The 18299-nt window shown below is 58.8% G+C and carries 14 protein-coding genes, 1 tRNA gene and 1 pseudogene; 1 reads left to right on the top strand and 15 read right to left on the bottom strand.

Going from position 1 to position 18299, the window contains the following annotated elements; all coding sequences use genetic code 11:
- The 7 genes from P3T22_RS32335 to rpoB form a co-directional block, all read right to left on the bottom strand.
- Positions 1-116 (bottom strand): GTP-binding protein (locus P3T22_RS32335; RefSeq protein WP_024163107.1); only part of this gene is annotated, 116 nt, incomplete at its 3' end.
- 47 nt (positions 117-163) lie between these two features.
- Positions 164-2266, bottom strand: coding sequence for an elongation factor G (gene fusA, locus P3T22_RS32340; protein WP_054043378.1), 2103 nt, complete (start codon positions 2264-2266; stop codon positions 164-166).
- A gap of 134 nt (positions 2267-2400) precedes the next feature.
- Positions 2401-2871: a 30S ribosomal protein S7 gene (gene rpsG / locus P3T22_RS32345; RefSeq protein WP_006053291.1), complete on the bottom strand. Its 471-nt coding sequence runs from the start codon at positions 2869-2871 to the stop codon at positions 2401-2403.
- A gap of 191 nt (positions 2872-3062) precedes the next feature.
- Positions 3063-3443, bottom strand: a complete 381-nt coding sequence (gene rpsL, locus P3T22_RS32350) for a 30S ribosomal protein S12 (protein WP_006998493.1) — start codon at positions 3441-3443, stop codon at positions 3063-3065.
- A gap of 221 nt (positions 3444-3664) precedes the next feature.
- Positions 3665-5512: a DNA helicase RecQ gene (recQ, locus tag P3T22_RS32355; RefSeq protein WP_063497540.1), complete on the bottom strand. Its 1848-nt coding sequence runs from the start codon at positions 5510-5512 to the stop codon at positions 3665-3667.
- Between the two features lie 252 nt (positions 5513-5764).
- On the bottom strand, positions 5765-10003 hold the full coding sequence (gene rpoC, locus P3T22_RS32360) for a DNA-directed RNA polymerase subunit beta' (RefSeq protein ID WP_429327166.1): 4239 nt from the start codon (positions 10001-10003) through the stop codon (positions 5765-5767).
- Between the two features lie 21 nt (positions 10004-10024).
- Positions 10025-14131 carry a DNA-directed RNA polymerase subunit beta gene (gene rpoB / locus P3T22_RS32365; protein ID WP_054043374.1) on the bottom strand — a complete coding sequence of 1369 codons (4107 nt, stop codon included), beginning with the start codon at positions 14129-14131 and terminating at the stop codon, positions 10025-10027.
- Positions 14132-14255: 124 nt separating this feature from the next.
- Between rpoB and P3T22_RS32370 the strand changes: the two genes are divergently transcribed.
- Positions 14256-14426, top strand: coding sequence for a hypothetical protein (locus P3T22_RS32370; protein WP_158515290.1), 171 nt, complete (start codon positions 14256-14258; stop codon positions 14424-14426).
- Between the two features lie 75 nt (positions 14427-14501).
- On the opposite strand, the gene rplL is transcribed toward P3T22_RS32370, so the two are convergent.
- The 8 genes and pseudogenes from rplL to tuf all read right to left on the bottom strand — a co-directional run.
- Positions 14502-14876 (bottom strand): 50S ribosomal protein L7/L12, encoded by a 375-nt coding sequence (gene rplL, locus P3T22_RS32375; RefSeq protein WP_054043372.1) that lies wholly within the window; start codon positions 14874-14876, stop codon positions 14502-14504.
- Between the two features lie 63 nt (positions 14877-14939).
- Positions 14940-15443 carry a 50S ribosomal protein L10 gene (rplJ, locus tag P3T22_RS32380; RefSeq protein WP_035554729.1) on the bottom strand — a complete coding sequence of 168 codons (504 nt, stop codon included), beginning with the start codon at positions 15441-15443 and terminating at the stop codon, positions 14940-14942.
- A 302-nt stretch (positions 15444-15745) separates the two neighbouring features.
- Entirely contained in the window at positions 15746-16444 is a 699-nt protein-coding gene (gene rplA, locus P3T22_RS32385) for a 50S ribosomal protein L1 (RefSeq protein ID WP_011490061.1), read from the bottom strand.
- The gene (gene rplK, locus P3T22_RS32390) at positions 16445-16876 is read right to left on the bottom strand and encodes a 50S ribosomal protein L11 (protein WP_025496715.1); all 432 of its coding nucleotides are present in this window, start codon (positions 16874-16876) and stop codon (positions 16445-16447) included.
- A gap of 165 nt (positions 16877-17041) precedes the next feature.
- Positions 17042-17599, bottom strand: coding sequence for a transcription termination/antitermination protein NusG (gene nusG, locus P3T22_RS32395; RefSeq protein WP_007180147.1), 558 nt, complete (start codon positions 17597-17599; stop codon positions 17042-17044).
- A 1-nt stretch (position 17600) separates the two neighbouring features.
- Positions 17601-17981, bottom strand: a complete 381-nt coding sequence (secE, locus tag P3T22_RS32400) for a preprotein translocase subunit SecE (RefSeq protein ID WP_046567533.1) — start codon at positions 17979-17981, stop codon at positions 17601-17603.
- 36 nt (positions 17982-18017) lie between these two features.
- Positions 18018-18093: transfer RNA gene (locus P3T22_RS32405), tRNA-Trp, on the bottom strand.
- 65 nt (positions 18094-18158) lie between these two features.
- A pseudogene (gene tuf, locus P3T22_RS32410) lies at positions 18159-18299 on the bottom strand (elongation factor Tu); the annotation flags it as partial.

An 18299-nucleotide genomic window follows, 5' to 3' on the forward strand; every position in this document is an offset into this window, starting at 1 on the left:
TTCTTGGTCAGCACCGTCGTGATCGCTGCCGTCAGCGTGGTCTTGCCGTGGTCAACGTGACCGATCGTGCCGACGTTCACGTGCGGCTTGGTCCGTTCGAATTTACCTTTAGCCATGTTTCTCTTCTTTCAAAAAGTTAATCGTTGAATGACTTGCCGCGCGCTTACTTCGACTTCGCGTTGATGATCGCTTCAGACACGTTGCGCGGTGCTTCCGAGTAGTGCTTGAACTCCATCGTGTACGTTGCACGACCTTGGGTCAGCGAACGCAGCGACGTCGAGTAGCCGAACATTTCCGACAGCGGCACTTCGGCGCGAACGATCTTGCCGCCACCAACCATGTCGTCCATGCCCTGAACAATACCGCGACGGCCCGACAGGTCGCCCATCACGTTGCCCATGTAATCTTCAGGCGTTTCGACTTCCACAGCCATCATCGGTTCGAGGATGACCGGCTGCGCTTTGCGCATTGCTTCCTTGAACGCCATCGAACCAGCCATGCGGAACGCATTTTCGTTCGAGTCAACGTCGTGGTACGAACCGAACGTCAGGTGAACCTTCACGTCAACGACCGGGAAGCCTGCCAGCACGCCAGCCTTCAGCGTTTCCTGGATACCCTTATCGACTGCCGGGATGTATTCACGCGGAATCACACCGCCCTTGATCTCGTCCAGGAACTCGTAGCCCTTGCCCTGCTCATTCGGCTCGAGCGTGATCACCGCGTGACCGTACTGGCCGCGACCACCCGACTGCTTGACGAACTTGCCGTCGACGTCTTCCGCCTTGCCGCGGATCGTTTCACGGTATGCCACTTGCGGCTTGCCAACCGTTGCTTCGACGCCGAATTCACGCTTCATCCGGTCAACCAGAATTTCCAGGTGGAGCTCGCCCATGCCCGAAATAATGGTTTGACCCGATTCTTCGTCCGTTTGAACGCGGAACGACGGATCTTCCTGAGCCAGACGGTTCAGGGCCAGACCCATCTTTTCCTGGTCCGGCTTCGTCTTCGGCTCAACAGCCTGCGAAATCACCGGCTCCGGGAAAATCATGCGTTCGAGCACGATCGGGTGCAGCGGATCGCACAGCGTGTCGCCCGTGGTTGCGTCTTTCAGGCCGACAGCAGCAGCGATGTCGCCTGCGTGCACTTCCTTGATTTCTTCACGCTGGTTTGCGTGCATCAGCAGAATACGACCGAGACGTTCCTTCTTGTCCTTGGTCGCGTTCAGCAGCGTGTCGCCCGACTTCGTCGTGCCGGAGTACACACGGAAGAAGATCAGCTGGCCGACAAACGGGTCGGTCATGATCTTGAATGCGAGCGACGAGAACTTCTCGTCGTCAGCTGCGCGACGCTCAGCCTTTTCACCGTTTTCGAGTTCGCCCGTAACCGGCGGAATGTCGATCGGCGACGGCAGGAAGTCGAGCACGGCGTCCAGCATGCGTTGCACGCCCTTGTTCTTGAACGCGGTACCGCACAGCATCGGCTGGATTTCGCAAGCGATCGTACGGTCGCGCAGACCCTTGACGATTTCTGCTTCCGTCAACTCGCCTTCTTCGAGGTACTTGTTCATCAAGTCTTCGCTCGATTCAGCCGCAGCTTCGACCATCTTCTCGCGCCATTCATTGCACGTGTCGACGAGTTCTGCCGGGATTTCTTCGTACGAGAACTTGGTGCCTTGGGACGCTTCGTCCCAAATGATCGCCTTCATCTTCAGCAGATCGACCACGCCCGTGAACGATTCTTCAGCGCCGATAGGCACCACGACCGGAACCGGGTTTGCCTTCAGACGCAGCTTGAGCTGGTCGTAGACCTTGAAGAAGTTCGCGCCGGTACGGTCCATCTTGTTGATGAACGCGAGACGGGGAACCTTGTACTTGTTAGCCTGACGCCACACGGTTTCCGACTGGGGCTGCACGCCGCCCACTGCGCAGTACACCATGCATGCGCCGTCGAGCACGCGCATCGAGCGCTCAACTTCAATCGTGAAGTCAACGTGGCCCGGGGTGTCGATGATGTTGATGCGGTGCTCAGCGCGGTCGCCGGCCATGCCTTTCCAGAATGCCGTGGTAGCAGCGGACGTGATCGTAATGCCGCGTTCCTGCTCCTGCTCCATCCAGTCCATGGTGGCAGCGCCGTCGTGAACTTCACCAATCTTGTGGTTCACGCCGGTATAGAACAGGATGCGCTCGGTCGTCGTCGTTTTGCCGGCGTCGATGTGAGCGCTAATACCGATGTTACGGTAGCGCTCGATAGGTGTCTTGCGAGCCACTTTGATCCTCTATTGGGATGACGCGATGCGAGAAAATACCCATCGCGCTGTAACACAAACGGGCGAGGCGCTTTGTAAGCGCACCCGCCCGGAATTTCTTTCCGCTTTTTCGGCTAAACCCGGGTTCGGGAAGCTTAGAAACGGAAGTGCGAGAACGCCTTGTTGGCTTCTGCCATCCGGTGAACTTCGTCGCGCTTCTTCATCGCGCCGCCACGGCCTTCAGCCGCTTCGGAGAGTTCACCTGCCAGACGCAGGGCCATCGACTTCTCGCTGCGCTTCTTCGCGGCTTCACGCAACCAACGCATCGCCAATGCCATACGACGCGACGGACGCACTTCGACCGGAACCTGATAGTTCGCACCACCAACGCGGCGGCTCTTGACTTCGACCACCGGCTTGACGTTGTTGAGCGCTACCGTGAACACTTCCAGCGGGTCCTTGCCACCCTTGGTCTGGATCTGTTCGAAAGCGCCGTACACGATGCGCTCAGCAACCGACTTCTTGCCGGAGAGCATCAGCACGTTCATGAACTTAGCTACATCTACGTTACCGAACTTCGGATCCGGCAACACTTCCCGCTTGGGGACTTCGCGACGACGCGGCATGTTTCTTCCTTTAACTTTTCAGTTGGAGCTGTTTAGCCCCGCGGCCACCAACTAACCCGATTCATCTCTAACGACTTACCAGCCTGGTCGGGTGACCACTTACTCGACAGCACCGGCGATTCCGGCACTACCGCTATTACCGCCTTTGCAGGCGACCTGAAACTACACTGACCGGCTAGTTGCTTGCCAGCTTATTTGCCTGCTTTTGCACGCTTCGCACCGTACTTCGAGCGAGCCTGCTTACGATCCTTGACGCCCTGGGTATCCAGCGAGCCGCGAACCATGTGGTAACGCACACCCGGCAAGTCCTTAACACGACCGCCGCGAATCAGCACGACCGAGTGTTCCTGCAGGTTGTGGCCTTCACCACCGATGTACGAAATAACTTCGAAGCCGTTCGTCAGACGAACCTTGGCAACCTTACGCAGTGCCGAGTTAGGCTTCTTAGGCGTCGTGGTGTACACACGGGTGCACACGCCGCGACGCTGGGGGCAGTCCTGCAAAGCCGGGCTCTTGCTCTTCGTCGTTTCCGACGCGCGGCCTTTGCGAACCAGTTGATTGATGGTTGGCATTGTTTATTCCTGAAATTGAACAAAATCGACGCATCTGTTTCCGGGCAAAGCAGAAACGATTGCGCATCGAACTTCCGGACCGAGGGGTCTGCGCACGAATTGACTCCGCACACAGGCATTCCAAGAACCGGAACCTAGCATAATATTCCGAAAATGCTAAGGGAGTCAACAGGTTGCGATGTTTCGTACGCCTGCCGACCTCAAACTGTGCTCGCCAACGCTCAGTCGGCGGCGACGACTTCCAGCAACTCGTCACCGAAACGGTCGAGTTTGCGAGCGCCCATGCCCGGAATACCGCGCAAATCCTCGATGGAATCTGGGCCGTTGCGAGCGATTTCGGCCAGCGTGGCGTCGTGGAAGATGACGTAGGCCGGCACGCCGTCGCTTTTCGCCGTCTCCGTGCGCCAGGCGCGCAGGCGTTCCCAGCGGGCGCGCTCGCGCGGGCCCATGCCGATCGTCGGGTCGGCGCGCTCGCTGGTGCGGCCGGATGACTGGCGGGTACGCGTCGGCTTCACGTAGCGGCGCATCGTCACGTTCTGCTCGCTCTTCAACACTGCTTTGGCGGCCTCAGTCAGGACCAGCGAGCCGAAGCCTTCATGATCGACGGCGAGGTAGCCAAATGCGACGAGCTGGCGAAAGATGGCGCGCCATTCCGGCTCGCCGAGCGCCGCCCCGATGCCAAAGGTGGTGAGCTTCTCGTGGCCGCGCTGCAGGATCTTCTCGCTACGGTTGCCACGCAGAATATCGATCAGATGTCCGGCGCCGAAGTGAAAGCCACTTGCCCGCTGAGCGCGGAACACACATGACAGCGCCATCTGCGCCTCGCGCGTCGCGTCCCACGTGTCGGGCGGTTCGATGCAGTTATCGCAGTTGCCGCACGGCTTGCTCGACTCGCCGAAATACGCGAGCAGCCGCACCCGGCGACAGGTCGCCGCCTCGCACAGCCCGAGCAACGCGTCGAGCTTGCCGGTCTGCACGCGCTTATGCGCGTCGTCGGCGTCGGACTCGTCAATCATCTTGCGCTGCTGCACGACGTCGCCCAGACCGTACGCCATCCAGGCGTTCGCCGGCATGCCGTCGCGACCGGCGCGCCCGGTTTCCTGGTAGTAACCTTCGACACTCTTCGGCAAATCAAGGTGAGCCACGAAGCGCACGTCCGGCTTGTCGATCCCCATGCCGAAAGCGATCGTCGCGCACATCACGATGCCCTCCTCGCGCTGGAACATCTCCTGATGCTTCTGGCGAATTTCGAACTCCATGCCAGCGTGGTACGGCAACGCGCGCATCCCCTTCTCTTTCAGCCATTCAGCCGTTTCTTCGACCTTGCGACGTGACAGGCAATAGACAACGCCGGCGTCGGTCGTACCGTCCGGTTTCGAGTGTTCGGCGCGAATGAAATCGAGCAATTGCGTGCGCGCATTGTCCTTTTCGACGATGCGATAGCGGATGTTCGGGCGATCGAAACTGGAGACGAAGATGCGCGCGTCGTCGAGCGCGAGACGGTGGATGATTTCGTCGCGCGTGATCGCGTCGGCGGTCGCGGTGAGCGCAATGCGCGGCACGTTCGGAAAGCGCTCGTGCAGCACCGACAACTGAATATATTCAGGACGGAAATCGTGCCCCCATTGCGACACGCAATGCGCTTCGTCGATGGCGAACAGGCCGATGCGCGTGCGCTCGAGCAACTCCTGGAAACGGGGCGTCATCAATCGTTCCGGCGCCACGTATAGCAAATCGATTTCGCCTTCGCGCAGCGCGCGCTCGGTGGCCATCGCTTCGGCGCTCGACAGCGTCGAATTTAGATACGCGGCCCTAACGCCCACTTCCTTTAACGCGGCGACCTGGTCCTGCATCAATGCGATCAGCGGGGACACGACGATCCCCGCTCCGCAGCCCGCTTCGCGCCGCACCAGCGACGGGATCTGATAGCACAACGATTTGCCGCCGCCCGTTGGCATCAGCACGAGACAATCGCCGCCGCCAGAGACGTGCTCGACAATTTCACCCTGCTGCCCTCTAAACGCGGGGTAACCAAAGACTTCGTTGAGGATTTCGAGCGAACGGGACATGAATTGGAGAGAAGCAGCGTGATGCCGGTGACACGAATTTTACCAACGCATTCGTGCTGCGCCCGCGCTTTGCGACAACGTTAGCCGTTCGGCCGACGAATCCACAAAAAACGCACAAAAATGAGGCACCCGCGGTGCGTGGAACAGGAGTAAGTGCAAAAGCACTAACTCCTGTCGACAAAAAAAAGCCGCTCAGTCGAAACTGAGCGGCTTCGCTGGCTGGTGAGCCCAAGCGGCTTGCGCCGCCGGGACTTACTCGCCTGAGTGCTGCTGTTCGGCAGCCGGCGTTTCCGGCGTACCGAATTCGAACGACTCTTCCGCTGCGATCTGATCGAAACGCTCGCGGTCGGACAGTTCCTTGCTCTTGCGTGCCTTGTGGAACGCGAGACCGGTACCAGCCGGAATCAGACGACCAACGATCACGTTTTCCTTCAGCCCGCGCAAATCGTCGCGCTTGCCCATGATCGCCGCTTCGGTCAGCACGCGAGTCGTTTCCTGGAACGACGCCGCGGAGATGAACGAATCGGTCGACAGCGATGCCTTCGTAATACCGAGCAGCACGTTGTCGTAGGTTGCCGGGATCTTGCCTTCCGCAGCCATCCGGTCGTTCTCGTCGAGCATATCCGAGCGCTCGACCTGTTCGCCCATGATGAAGCGCGTGTCACCGTTATCGACGATCTGCACGCGGCGCAGCATCTGACGGACGATCACTTCAATGTGCTTGTCATTGATCTTCACGCCCTGCAGACGATACACGTCCTGCACTTCGTCAACGATGTAGCGCGCCAGCGCTTCGACGCCCTGCAAACGCAGAATGTCGTGCGGATCAGCCGGACCGTCGACAATCATTTCGCCCTTGTTGACGACCTGACCATCGTGCACCAGAACCTGCTTTTCCTTCGCGATCAGGAACTCGTGCTGATTGCCTTCGAGGTCCGTGATAACGAGACGCTGCTTGCCCTTCGTGTCCTTACCGAACGACGTCGTGCCCGTGACTTCCGCCAGAATACCGGCGTCCTTCGGCGAGCGCGCTTCGAACAGTTCGGCCACACGCGGCAGACCACCGGTAATGTCGCGAGTCTTTTGCGATTCGACCGGGATACGTGCCAGCACTTCACCGACCTGCACTTGCTGACCGTCCTTCACGGTGATCAGAGCGCCGACCTGGAAGCCGATCTGCACCGAGTGCTCGGTGTTCGGGATCTTGACTTCTTCGCCGTTCGCGTCGAGCAGCTTGACCTGCGGGCGCACCGTCTTCGACGCTTGCGAACCGCGGCGCTTCACGTCGATCACGACCAGTGTCGAGAGACCCGTCACATCGTCGATCTGCTTGGCAACCGTCACGCCTTCTTCGACGTTTTCGAACTTCACCGTACCACCGTACTCGGTGATGATCGGACGCGTCATCGGATCCCACGTCGCCAGTTGCGTGCCGGCCTTGATCTGCGCGCCGTCCAGTTGCAACAGCGTCGCGCCGTACGGCACCTTGTGACGTTCACGCTCGCGACCGTGGTCGTCGGTAATCATCGCTTCGCCCGAACGCGAGATGACGATCTGCTCGCCCTTCGCGTTGGTGACGTAACGCATCGTTGCGGTGAAACGAACCGTACCGTTCGACTTGGCTTCAACCGACGAAGCCACTGCTGCACGCGATGCCGCACCACCGATGTGGAACGTACGCATCGTGAGCTGCGTGCCCGGTTCACCGATCGACTGAGCAGCGATCACGCCAACTGCCTCGCCAACGTTGACCGACGAGCCACGACCCAGGTCGCGGCCATAGCAGGCTGCGCACAGACCGTAACGCGTTTCGCAAGTCAGCGGCGTACGCACGCGCACTTCGTCGATGCCGAGGCGTTCGATTTCTTCGACCGCGTCTTCGTCGAGCAACGCGCCCGTTTCGTACAGCGTTTCCTGCGTTTCCGGATTGACGACGTCAGCCACCGTCACGCGACCGAGGATACGGTCACGCAGCGCTTCGACAACTTCACCGCCTTCGACCAACGCCTTCATGGCGACGCCGTTGGACGTACCGCAATCGTCCTCGACCACCACCAGATCCTGCGTCACGTCGACCAGACGACGCGTCAGGTAACCCGAGTTTGCCGTCTTCAGTGCCGTATCAGCCAGACCCTTACGTGCACCGTGGGTCGAGATGAAGTACTGCAACACGTTCAAGCCTTCACGGAAGTTCGCCGTAATCGGCGTCTCGATGATCGAGCCGTCCGGCTTCGCCATCAGGCCACGCATACCGGCCAGCTGACGAATCTGAACCGCGGAACCACGAGCACCCGAGTCAGCCATCATGTAGATGGAGTTGAACGATTCCTGACGCGTTTCGTTGCCGTCGCGATCGACCACCGGTTCCGTCGACAGCTGTTCCATCATCGCCTTGCCGACCGCTTCCGACGTTGCCGACCAGATGTCGACCACGTTGTTGTAGCGTTCTTGCGACGTGACGAGACCCGACATGTACTGACGGTCGTATTCCTTCACCTTCTTGGCTGCATCGCCGACGATCTGTTCTTTCTGCGGCGGCACGAGCATGTCGTCGACGCAAATCGAAATACCGGCGCGCGTTGCCAGACGGAAACCCGACTGCATCAACTGGTCGGCGAAAATCACCGTTTCACGCAGACCGCACTTGCGGAATGCGGTGTTGATCAGACGCGAGATTTCCTTCTTCTTCAGCGGCTTGTTCAGCACCGAGAACGGCAGACCCGGCGGAAGGATTTCCGACAGGATCGAACGGCCGACGGTCGTCGCGTACAGCGTGATCTTCGGCACGAATGCCGGCGCGCCTTCCGACTTGTCTTCGTTGTGGACCATTTCCGTGATCCGCACGTTGACGCGCGAGGCCAGCTCGACTTCCTTGTTCTCGTAAGCGCGCAGTGCTTCCGACACGCCGGTGAACGTCAGGCCTTCGCCCTTGGCGTTCACTGCTTCACGCGTCGCGTAGTACAGGCCGAGCACGATATCCTGCGACGGCACGATCGACGGATCGCCGTTGGCCGGGAACAGGATGTTGTTCGACGCCAGCATCAGCGTACGCGCTTCCATCTGCGCTTCGAGCGACAGCGGCACGTGCACAGCCATCTGGTCACCGTCGAAGTCGGCGTTGAACGCCGCGCAAACGAGCGGGTGCAGCTGGATAGCCTTACCTTCGATCAGCACCGGCTCGAAAGCCTGAATGCCAAGACGGTGCAGCGTAGGCGCACGGTTCAGCATGACCGGATGTTCGCGGATCACCTCTTCGAGGATGTCCCACACCACCGGCGTCTGGTTCTCGACTTCCTTCTTCGCGGCCTTGATGGTGGTAGCGACACCCATCACTTCGAGCTTGTTGAAGATGAACGGCTTGAACAGTTCGAGCGCCATCAGCTTCGGCAGACCGCACTGATGCAGCTTGAGCGTCGGGCCGACCACGATCACCGAACGGCCCGAGTAGTCAACGCGCTTACCGAGCAAGTTCTGACGGAAACGACCGCCCTTACCCTTGATCATGTCAGCGAGCGACTTCAGCGGACGCTTGTTCGCGCCGGTCATTGCCTTACCGCGACGACCGTTGTCGAGCAGCGAATCGACGGCTTCCTGCAGCATCCGCTTTTCGTTGCGGACGATGATTTCAGGCGCCTTCAGTTCGAGCAGACGCTTCAACCGGTTGTTACGGTTGATCACGCGGCGATACAGGTCGTTCAGGTCCGACGTCGCGAAGCGGCCGCCATCCAGCGGCACCAGCGGACGCAGTTCCGGCGGCAGCACCGGCAGCACTTCGAGCACCATCCAGTCAGGCTTGATGCCCGAACGTTGGAAAGCCTCGAGCACCTTCAGGCGCTTCGCATACTTCTTGATCTTCGCTTCCGAACCCGTGTTCTTGAGTTCAGTGCGCAGCATCTCGACCTGTTCGTCGATGTTGATCGCGCGCAGCAGTTCGCGAACGCCTTCCGCGCCCATCTCGGCACGGAATTCGTCACCGTACTCTTCGACCTTGTTGTAGTAATCCTCTTCCGTCATGATCTGCCGCGCTTTCAGCGGCGTCATGCCCGGATCGATCACCACGTATGCTTCGAAGTACAGCACGCGTTCGATGTCGCGCAGCGTCATGTCGAGCACCATGCCCAGACGCGACGGCAGCGACTTCAGGAACCAGATGTGAGCGACCGGCGAGGCCAACTCAATGTGGCCCATCCGTTCGCGACGCACCTTCGCGAGCGTCACTTCGACGCCGCACTTTTCACAGATCACGCCACGATGCTTCAGGCGCTTGTACTTGCCGCAAAGGCATTCGTAGTCTTTGATCGGCCCGAAGATCTTCGCGCAGAACAAACCATCGCGTTCCGGCTTGAACGTCCGGTAGTTGATGGTTTCCGGCTTCTTGACTTCACCGAACGACCACGAACGGATCTTGTCTGGCGAGGCCAGACCGATCTTGATCGCGTCAAAAACTTCAGGCTGTTGGACTTGCTTGAATAGATCGAGCAGAGCTTTCATTGCTTTCTCTCCGTAGTCCGATTAGTTGCGGTCGAGGTCGATATCGATACCGAGCGAGCGGATTTCCTTCACGAGCACGTTGAAGGATTCCGGCATGCCGGCGTCGATCACGTGATCACCCTTGACCAGGTTCTCATACACCTTGGTCCGGCCCGCCACGTCATCCGACTTCACCGTCAGCATTTCTTGCAACACGTACGATGCGCCGTACGCTTCGAGCGCCCACACTTCCATTTCACCGAAACGCTGGCCACCGAACTGCGCCTTACCGCCCAACGGCTGCTGCGTCACGAGCGAGTACGGGCCCGTGGAACGCGCGTGCATCTTGTCGTCGACCAAGTGGTGCAGCTTCAGGTAGTGCATGTAGCCGACAGTCACCGTACGCTCGAACATCTCACCCGTGCGACCGTCATACAGACGCACCTGGTTCTTCGACGGCGTCATGCCGAGGTTCTTCGCGATGTCGTCCGGGAATGCCAGATCCAGCGCGCGCGACATTTCTTCTTCCGTCGCACCGTCGAACACCGGCGTGGCAAACGGAACGCCTTCGCGCAGGTTCTTCGCCAGTTCGACGATTTCGTCGTCCGTGAAGCTGTCCAGCTCTTCAGCGCGGCCCGACTCGTTGTAGATCTTGGTCAGGAATTCGCGCAGTTCAGCGATCTTCGCCTGACGTTGCAGCATTTCTGCAATACGCCAGCCGAGACCCTTCGCGGCCCAACCCAGATGCACTTCGAGAACCTGACCCACGTTCATCCGCGACGGCACGCCGAGCGGGTTCAGAACGACGTCAGCCGGACGGCCATCGGCCATGTACGGCATGTCTTCGATCGGAACGATCTTCGACACCACACCCTTGTTACCGTGACGGCCGGCCATCTTGTCGCCAGGCTGCAGACGACGCTTAACAGCCAGATACACCTTGACCATCTTCAGCACGCCCGGCGGCAGTTCGTCGCCTTGCGTGAGCTTCTTGCGCTTTTCTTCGAACGCCAGATCGAACTGGTGACGCTTCTGTTCGATCGAGTCCTTGATAGCTTCGAGCTGTGCCGCTGCTTCTTCGTCCGCGAGGCGGATGTCGAACCAGTGGTAGTGGTCGAGATCTTCCAGGTAAGCCTGTTCGATCTTCGTACCCTTCGCGAGCTTCTTCGGACCACCGTTTGCGACCTTGCCGGTCAGCATACGTGCGAGACGCTGGAATGCATCGCCTTCCACGATACGCAACTGGTCGTTCAGGTCGAGGCGATAACGCTTCAGTTCATCGTCGATGATCTGTTGCGCACGCTTGTCGCGCTGAATGCCTTCACGCGTGAACACTTGCACGTCGATGACCGTGCCGCTCATGCCCGACGGCACGCGCAGCGACGTGTCCTTCACGTCCGAAGCCTTTTCACCGAAGATCGCGCGCAGCAGCTTTTCTTCCGGCGTCAGCTGGGTTTCGCCCTTCGGCGTGACCTTACCGACCAGCACGTCGCCTGCTTCGACTTCAGCGCCGATGTAGACGATGCCCGACTCATCGAGACGGCCGAGTTGCACTTCAGCCAGGTTCGAGATGTCGCGCGTGATTTCTTCCGGTCCGAGCTTCGTATCGCGAGCTACGACGTTCAGTTCTTCGATGTGGATCGACGTGTAACGGTCGTCAGCAACCACCTTCTCCGAGATCAAGATCGAATCTTCGAAGTTGTAGCCGTTCCACGGCATGAACGCGACCAGCATGTTCTGGCCGAGAGCCAGTTCGCCGAGGTCGGTCGATGCACCGTCAGCCAGCACGTCGCCACGCGACACGATATCGCCGACCTTCACGATCGGGCGCTGGTTGATGTTCGTGTTCTGGTTCGAACGCGTGTACTTGATCAGGTTGTAGATGTCCACGCCGACGTCGCCAGCAACGGCTTCATCGTCGTTCACGCGGATCACCATACGGCCTGCGTCGACGTAATCGACCACACCACCGCGGAATGCCTGAACCGTCGTACCCGAGTCGACTGCCACCGTGCGTTCGATACCCGTACCGACCACGGCCTTTTCAGGACGCAGACACGGCACAGCCTGGCGCTGCATGTTCGAACCCATCAATGCGCGGTTCGCGTCATCGTGCTCGAGGAACGGAATCAGCGATGCTGCCACCGAGACGATCTGCGACGGCGCCACGTCCATGTACTGGATGCGGTCCGGCGTAACCATCAGCGTTTCGCCTGCTTCACGCGACGACACCAGTTCGTCGGTCAGCGAGCCATCAGCAGCAACCGCCGCGTTCGCCTGAGCGATCACGTAACGGCCTTCTTCGATCGCCGACAGATAGTCGATCTGATCGGTCACCTTGCTGTCCACCACCTTGCGATACGGCGTTTCGAGGAAGCCGTATTCGTTCAAGTGCGCGTACAGTGCGAGCGAGTTGATCAGGCCGATGTTCGGACCTTCCGGCGTTTCAATCGGGCACACACGGCCGTAGTGGGTCGGGTGCACGTCGCGGACTTCAAAGCCAGCGCGCTCACGCGTCAAACCGCCAGGGCCAAGTGCCGAAACACGGCGCTTGTGGGTGATTTCCGACAGCGGGTTGGTCTGGTCCATAAACTGCGACAGCTGCGACGAACCGAAGAACTCGCGAATCGCCGACGAAATCGGCTTCGAGTTGATCAGGTCGTGCGGCATCAGGTTTTCGCTTTCGGCCTGGCCGAGGCGTTCCTTCACAGCACGTTCGACACGCACGAGACCTGCGCGGAACTGGTTTTCCGCCAGTTCGCCGACGCAACGCACACGACGATTGCCCAAGTGGTCGATGTCGTCCACTTCGCCCTTGCCGTTACGCAGTTCGACCAGGATCTTGATCGTTGCGAGGATGTCGTCGTCTTGCAGCGTCATCGGGCCGACGATTTCGTCGCGACCGACACGGCGGTTGAACTTCATACGACCCACCTTGGACAGGTCGTATGCGTCTTCGCTGTAGAACAGACGGTTGAACAGCGCCTCAACCGCTTCTTCGGTCGGCGGTTCGCCCGGACGCATCATGCGGTAGATCGCGATGCGTGCAGCCATCTTGTCCGCGGTTTCGTCGATACGCAGCGTCGACGAGATGTATGGACCTTGATCCAGATCGTTCGTGTAGAGCGTCTGGATGTCTTTGATCTTCGATTCGCGGAGCTTTTCGAGGACGGTTTCGGTGATTTCGTCGTTCGCGTTAGCGATGACTTCACCCGTGTCGCCATCGACAACGTTCTTCGCGAGCACGCGGCCGAGCAGATAGTCTTCCGGCACCGAGATGAACTTCGTTTTCGCGTTGTCGAGATCGCGAATGTGCTTGGCGTTGATCCGCTTGTCCTTCTGGACGATCACGTTGCCATCACGGTCCGTAATGTCGAAACGTGCGACTTCACCACGCAGACGCTCCGGCACGAATTCCATCTGTGCGCCTTCCGGCATCAGCGTGAAATTGTCGAACACGAAGAAGTTTGCGAGGATTTGTTCCGGCGTCAGGCCGATCGCCTTCAGCAGGATCGTGACCGGCATCTTGCGACGGCGGTCGACGCGGAAGTACAGCACGTCCTTCGGATCGAATTCGAAGTCGAGCCACGAACCGCGGTAAGGAATGATACGTGCCGAGAACAGGAGCTTGCCCGAGCTGTGCGTCTTGCCCTTGTCGTGTTCGAAGAACACGCCCGGCGAACGATGCAGCTGCGAAACGATCACACGTTCCGTGCCGTTGATGACGAACGAACCCGTCGGCGTCATGAGCGGAATTTCGCCCATGTACACTTCCTGTTCCTTCACTTCCTTGACGACCGGCTTGCTCGGCGATTCCTTGTCGAGCAGCACCAGGCGCACTTTCGCGCGCAGTGCTGAGCAGTACGTCAAACCGCGCTGCTGACATTCCTTGATGTTGAATGCCGGCGGCGACAGCATGTAGCTGACGAACTCTAGACGAGCGAACCCGTTATGCGAAACAATCGGAAAAACGGACGTGAACGCAGCCTGCAGGCCTTCCGGCTTGCGCTGCGTGGATGACGTGTCTGCTTGCAGAAACGTGCTGAATGATTCAAGCTGGGTAGCCAGCAGGAAAGGTACTTGGTGAACGATGGGGCGCTTCGCAAAACTCTTGCGAATGCGCTTCTTCTCGGTGAAGGAATATTGCATACGATCTCCGAATCACGGCGGGCATTGTTGTCGAGGCAGGATACCTTGATGAGACAACCCGAGTGTTCACCGACTGAGACCCGATGGCCGTCCGATGGCTTGAACGAGCCTAGAAGCTTGGTGGTTGGCCGCTACCAACCGCTGGCTGACGGCAGCGGATGCCTATGTTGCCCGCTACCCGACCAAACTTGCCTTCTGCAGTCGCTTCAGAAGACAAAGAGAAGCGCCGGTCAATATTGCCGATAGACGATTCTCTTTGGCTTCTCGGCCCCCTGTTCTTGCCGAAACCGGCTGACAAAAACATGGTTCCCACAAAGCACAAAAAGGCCGGCGGTGGAAAACCGCCAGCCTTCGCACAACGCGCTGAAACTTACTTGATTTCAGCCTTCGCGCCGGCTTCTTCCAACTTCTTCTTGGCTTCTTCAGCAGCAGCCTTCGGTACCGATTCCTTAACAGGCTTCGGTGCACCGTCGACCAGGTCCTTCGCTTCCTTCAGGCCGAGACCCGTCAGTTCACGAACAGCCTTAATGACCGAAACCTTGTTCGCGCCGACTTCCGTCAGGTTGACCGTGAATTCGGTTTGCTCTTCAGCAGCAGCAGCAGCGCCGCCGCCTGCCGGGCCTGCCACTGCAACAGCAGCTGCCGACACGCCAAACTTTTCTTCGAACGCCTTGACCAGCTCGTTCAGTTCCAGAACCGACATCGAGCTTACTGCCTCGAGGATGTCATCTTTTGCGATTGCCATTTGAAATACTCCTAAATTGAATTCGGATACAGCCAGCGATCAATCACGCTCGACTGAAGTGCGTTACGCAGCGGTTTCTTCGCCTTGTTTCTTTTCTGCCAGCGCGGCCAGAGCGCGCGCAAAGCCTGAAACAGGTGCTTGCATAACGTACAACAGCTTGGAGAGCAGTTCTTCGCGGCTCGGGATGTTTGCCAGCGCTTGCACGCCAGCCTTGTCCATCACCTTGCCTTCGTAGGAACCAGCCTTGATGATCAACTTGTCATTGGTTTTGCCGAAGTCGTTGACGACCTTAGCAGCAGCAATGGCATCTTCCGAGATGCCGTAGATCAGGGGACCAGTCATCTGCTCTGCCAGCGAAGCAAACGGGGTACCTTCGACAGCGCGACGCGCCAACGTGTTTTTCAACACGCGAAGGTAAACCTGTTGCTCACGCGCTTTCGCGCGCAGCTTGGTCAGATCGCCAACCGCGATTCCACGATACTCAGCCAGAACCACGGTCTGGGCTTTCGCGACTTGCGCGGCAACCTCAGCGACGACGGCCTGCTTGCTTTCTTTGTTAAGTGGCACGGTTAACCTCCAGATTCGATACACGCAGCGTGCGCCTTGTGTACCGCGTTCAATAACGGCGTCCGACCAGTCAGGAGTATTTCGACCGCCTGAAACCCGCATTGCTGCGAACTTCAACCGGCTTCATCACTACAAAACCATTCCGGGTTCGCCATCTGCGTTGGCTTTACATTAAGGGACCGCCTACCTGCTGCGCTCCCACCAACGGTCTTTGACAACCGGTCGCTCGATGCAGACTGCCATCTTGCGACCGCCCAAAGCCCATAAAACCGCCTCGACTCACATCGAGGCGATGAAATTTCTTACTGTGCTGCGAGCGATGCCTGGTCGACGCGAACGCCAACGCCCATCGTGCTCGACAGTGCAACCTTACGCAGATACACACCCTTGCTCGTTGCCGGCTTCGCCTTTTGCAGCGCGTCGACGAGAGCGTTCAGGTTGCTACGCAGAGCCGTCGGCTCGAACGAAGCACGGCCGATCGTGGCGTGGATGATACCGGCCTTGTCGACACGGAATTGCACCTGACCAGCCTTGGCGTTCTTGACTGCAGTCGCGACGTCCGGCGTAACCGTGCCAACCTTCGGGTTCGGCATCAGGCCGCGCGGGCCGAGAATCTGACCGAGCGTACCGACAACGCGCATCGTGTCCGGCGAAGCGATCACGATGTCGAAGTCCAGCTTGCCGGCCTTGACTTGTTCAGCCAGGTCTTCCATACCGACGACTTCTGCGCCGGCTGCGCGAGCTTGCTCAGCCTTTTCGCCTTGTGCAAACACGGCCACGCGAACCGACTTACCGGTACCTGCCGGCAGCACGACCGAGCCCCGAACCACTTGGTCCGACTTCTTCGCGTCGATGCCGAGTTGCACTGCAACGTCGATCGATTCGTCGAACTTCGCGCTTGCGCATTCCTTCACGAGCGACAGAGCTTCGTCGATCGCGTACAGCTTTTGACGATCAACCTTGGCTGCGAATGCTTGCAGACGTTTTGAAAGCTTAGCCATTTACACGCCCTCCACGGTGATGCCCATCGAGCGGGCGCTACCAGCGATCGTACGAACCGCTGCGTCCAGATCAGCTGCCGTCAGATCGGGCATCTTGGTCTTGGCGATGTCTTCAGCTTGAGCGCGGGTGATCTTGCCGACCTTGTCGGTATGCGGCTTAGCCGAACCCTTGTCGATCTTCGCTGCCTTCTTGATCAGAACCGTAGCCGGCGGCGTCTTCAGAACGAACGTGAAGCTCTTGTCCGCAAACGCGGTGATCACGACCGGAATCGGCAGACCCGGTTCCATAGCTTGAGTCTGCGCGTTGAACGCCTTGCAGAACTCCATGATGTTCAGGCCGCGTTGGCCCAGTGCCGGACCGACCGGCGGCGACGGGTTGGCTTTACCTGCAGGAATCTGCAGCTTGATAAAGCCGATGATTTTCTTTGCCATTTTGAAAACCTCTTAGGAACGCCGCCCTAGTACAAGCGGACATTCAGTGAGTAGTAGCGCGCGTTCGCCGAAAAACAGACTACTTACGCTCCTCAACGGCCATTACGCGGACCGTAAGCGCGAAATACGGAGCGCACCGACCAGTGCGCCCCGTAGAATTCTGGATTACAACTTTTCGACCTGGCCGAATTCCAGCTCGACCGGCGTTGCGCGGCCGAAGATTGTAACGGAAACACGGACGCGCGACTTTTCGTAGTTCACTTCTTCGACGCTGCCGTTGAAATCCGTGAACGGACCGTCCTTCACCCGCACCATCTCGCCTACTTCGAACAGGGTCTTCGGACGCGGCTTTTCCACGCCTTCCTGCATTTGCGACATGATCTTCTCGACTTCCCGCGGGGAAATCGGACTCGGACGATTACGCGCACCGCCTACGAAACCCGTCACCTTTGCCGTGTTTTTCACGAGGTGCCACGTTTCGTCTGTCATTTCCATTTCCACAAGGACATAGCCCGGGAAGAAACGACGCTCGGTCACCGATTTGTGACCGCCTTTCACCTCGACCACTTCTTCAGTCGGAACGAGGATTTGACCAAACTGGTCTTGCATGCCAGCACGTTCGATGCGCTCCTGAAGCGCACGTTGCACGCTCTTCTCCATGCCGGAGTAGGCGTGCACCACGTACCAACGTTTGCCGCTCGGGGATGCCGGAGTATCGCTCATATCATTTCCAACCCAGAATCACCGAGAAAATCGCCCATTCGATGGATTTATCGCTAATCCAAAGAAAGATCGCCATGACAAACACGAAGCCGAACACTACGAGCGTTGTCTGGGTGGCCTCTTTACGAGTCGGCCAGACAACCTTGCGAACTTCTTTGTACGAGTCTTTGGCGAAAGCGATGAAACCCTTGCCAGGCGCGGAGAGAAGACCGACTGCAACACCCGCGATAGCGCCAACAGCCAAGGCGGCTCCGCGGACGTACCATTCCTGGCCGCTGAGCCAGAAGAACCCCACGAACCCGGCCAAGACCAACAATACGCCCGCGACGAGCATCAGCTTGTCGCCGGATGTATTTACAGTTTCGACGGAAGGATTCGCCATAACACCTTAACGAAGCGTCATATACGACGCGAGAGTTGGCAGGGGCAGAGGGAATCGAACCCCCAACCTTCGGTTTTGGAGACCGACGCTCTGCCAGTTGAGCTATACCCCTAAACCATTTTGGGGTTGACGACACCGCCAACCCCGAAACTACCGATCAACGAGAACTGTCTGGCGTTACTCGAGGATCTTTGCAACCACACCTGCGCCGACCGTACGGCCGCCTTCGCGGATTGCGAAGCGCAGACCTTCTTCCATCGCGATCGGGTTGATCAGCTTCACCGTGATCGACACGTTGTCGCCCGGCATGACCATTTC

Origin of the sequence: Paraburkholderia sp. GAS348 (genome assembly GCF_050434205.1) — a bacterium.
Taxonomy (GTDB): domain Bacteria; phylum Pseudomonadota; class Gammaproteobacteria; order Burkholderiales; family Burkholderiaceae; genus Paraburkholderia.

Bases quoted from the DNA above. Each gene is read 5' to 3' on its own strand.
- rplA (WP_011490061.1), bottom strand. From the start codon at position 16,444: ATGGCTAAGCTTTCAAAACGTCTGCAAGCATTCGCAGCCAAGGTTGAT.
- secE (WP_046567533.1), bottom strand. From the start codon at position 17,981: ATGGCGAATCCTTCCGTCGAAACTGTAAATACATCCGGCGACAAGCTG.
- rpsL (WP_006998493.1), bottom strand. From the start codon at position 3,443: ATGCCAACCATCAATCAACTGGTTCGCAAAGGCCGCGCGTCGGAAACG.
- rplL (WP_054043372.1), bottom strand. From the start codon at position 14,876: ATGGCAATCGCAAAAGATGACATCCTCGAGGCAGTAAGCTCGATGTCG.
- nusG (WP_007180147.1), bottom strand. From the start codon at position 17,599: ATGAGCGATACTCCGGCATCCCCGAGCGGCAAACGTTGGTACGTGGTG.
- rpoB (WP_054043374.1), bottom strand. From the start codon at position 14,131: ATGCAATATTCCTTCACCGAGAAGAAGCGCATTCGCAAGAGTTTTGCG.
- rplK (WP_025496715.1), bottom strand. From the start codon at position 16,876: ATGGCAAAGAAAATCATCGGCTTTATCAAGCTGCAGATTCCTGCAGGT.
- rpoC (WP_429327166.1), bottom strand. From the start codon at position 10,003: ATGAAAGCTCTGCTCGATCTATTCAAGCAAGTCCAACAGCCTGAAGTT.
- recQ (WP_063497540.1), bottom strand. From the start codon at position 5,512: ATGTCCCGTTCGCTCGAAATCCTCAACGAAGTCTTTGGTTACCCCGCG.
- rpsG (WP_006053291.1), bottom strand. From the start codon at position 2,871: ATGCCGCGTCGTCGCGAAGTCCCCAAGCGGGAAGTGTTGCCGGATCCG.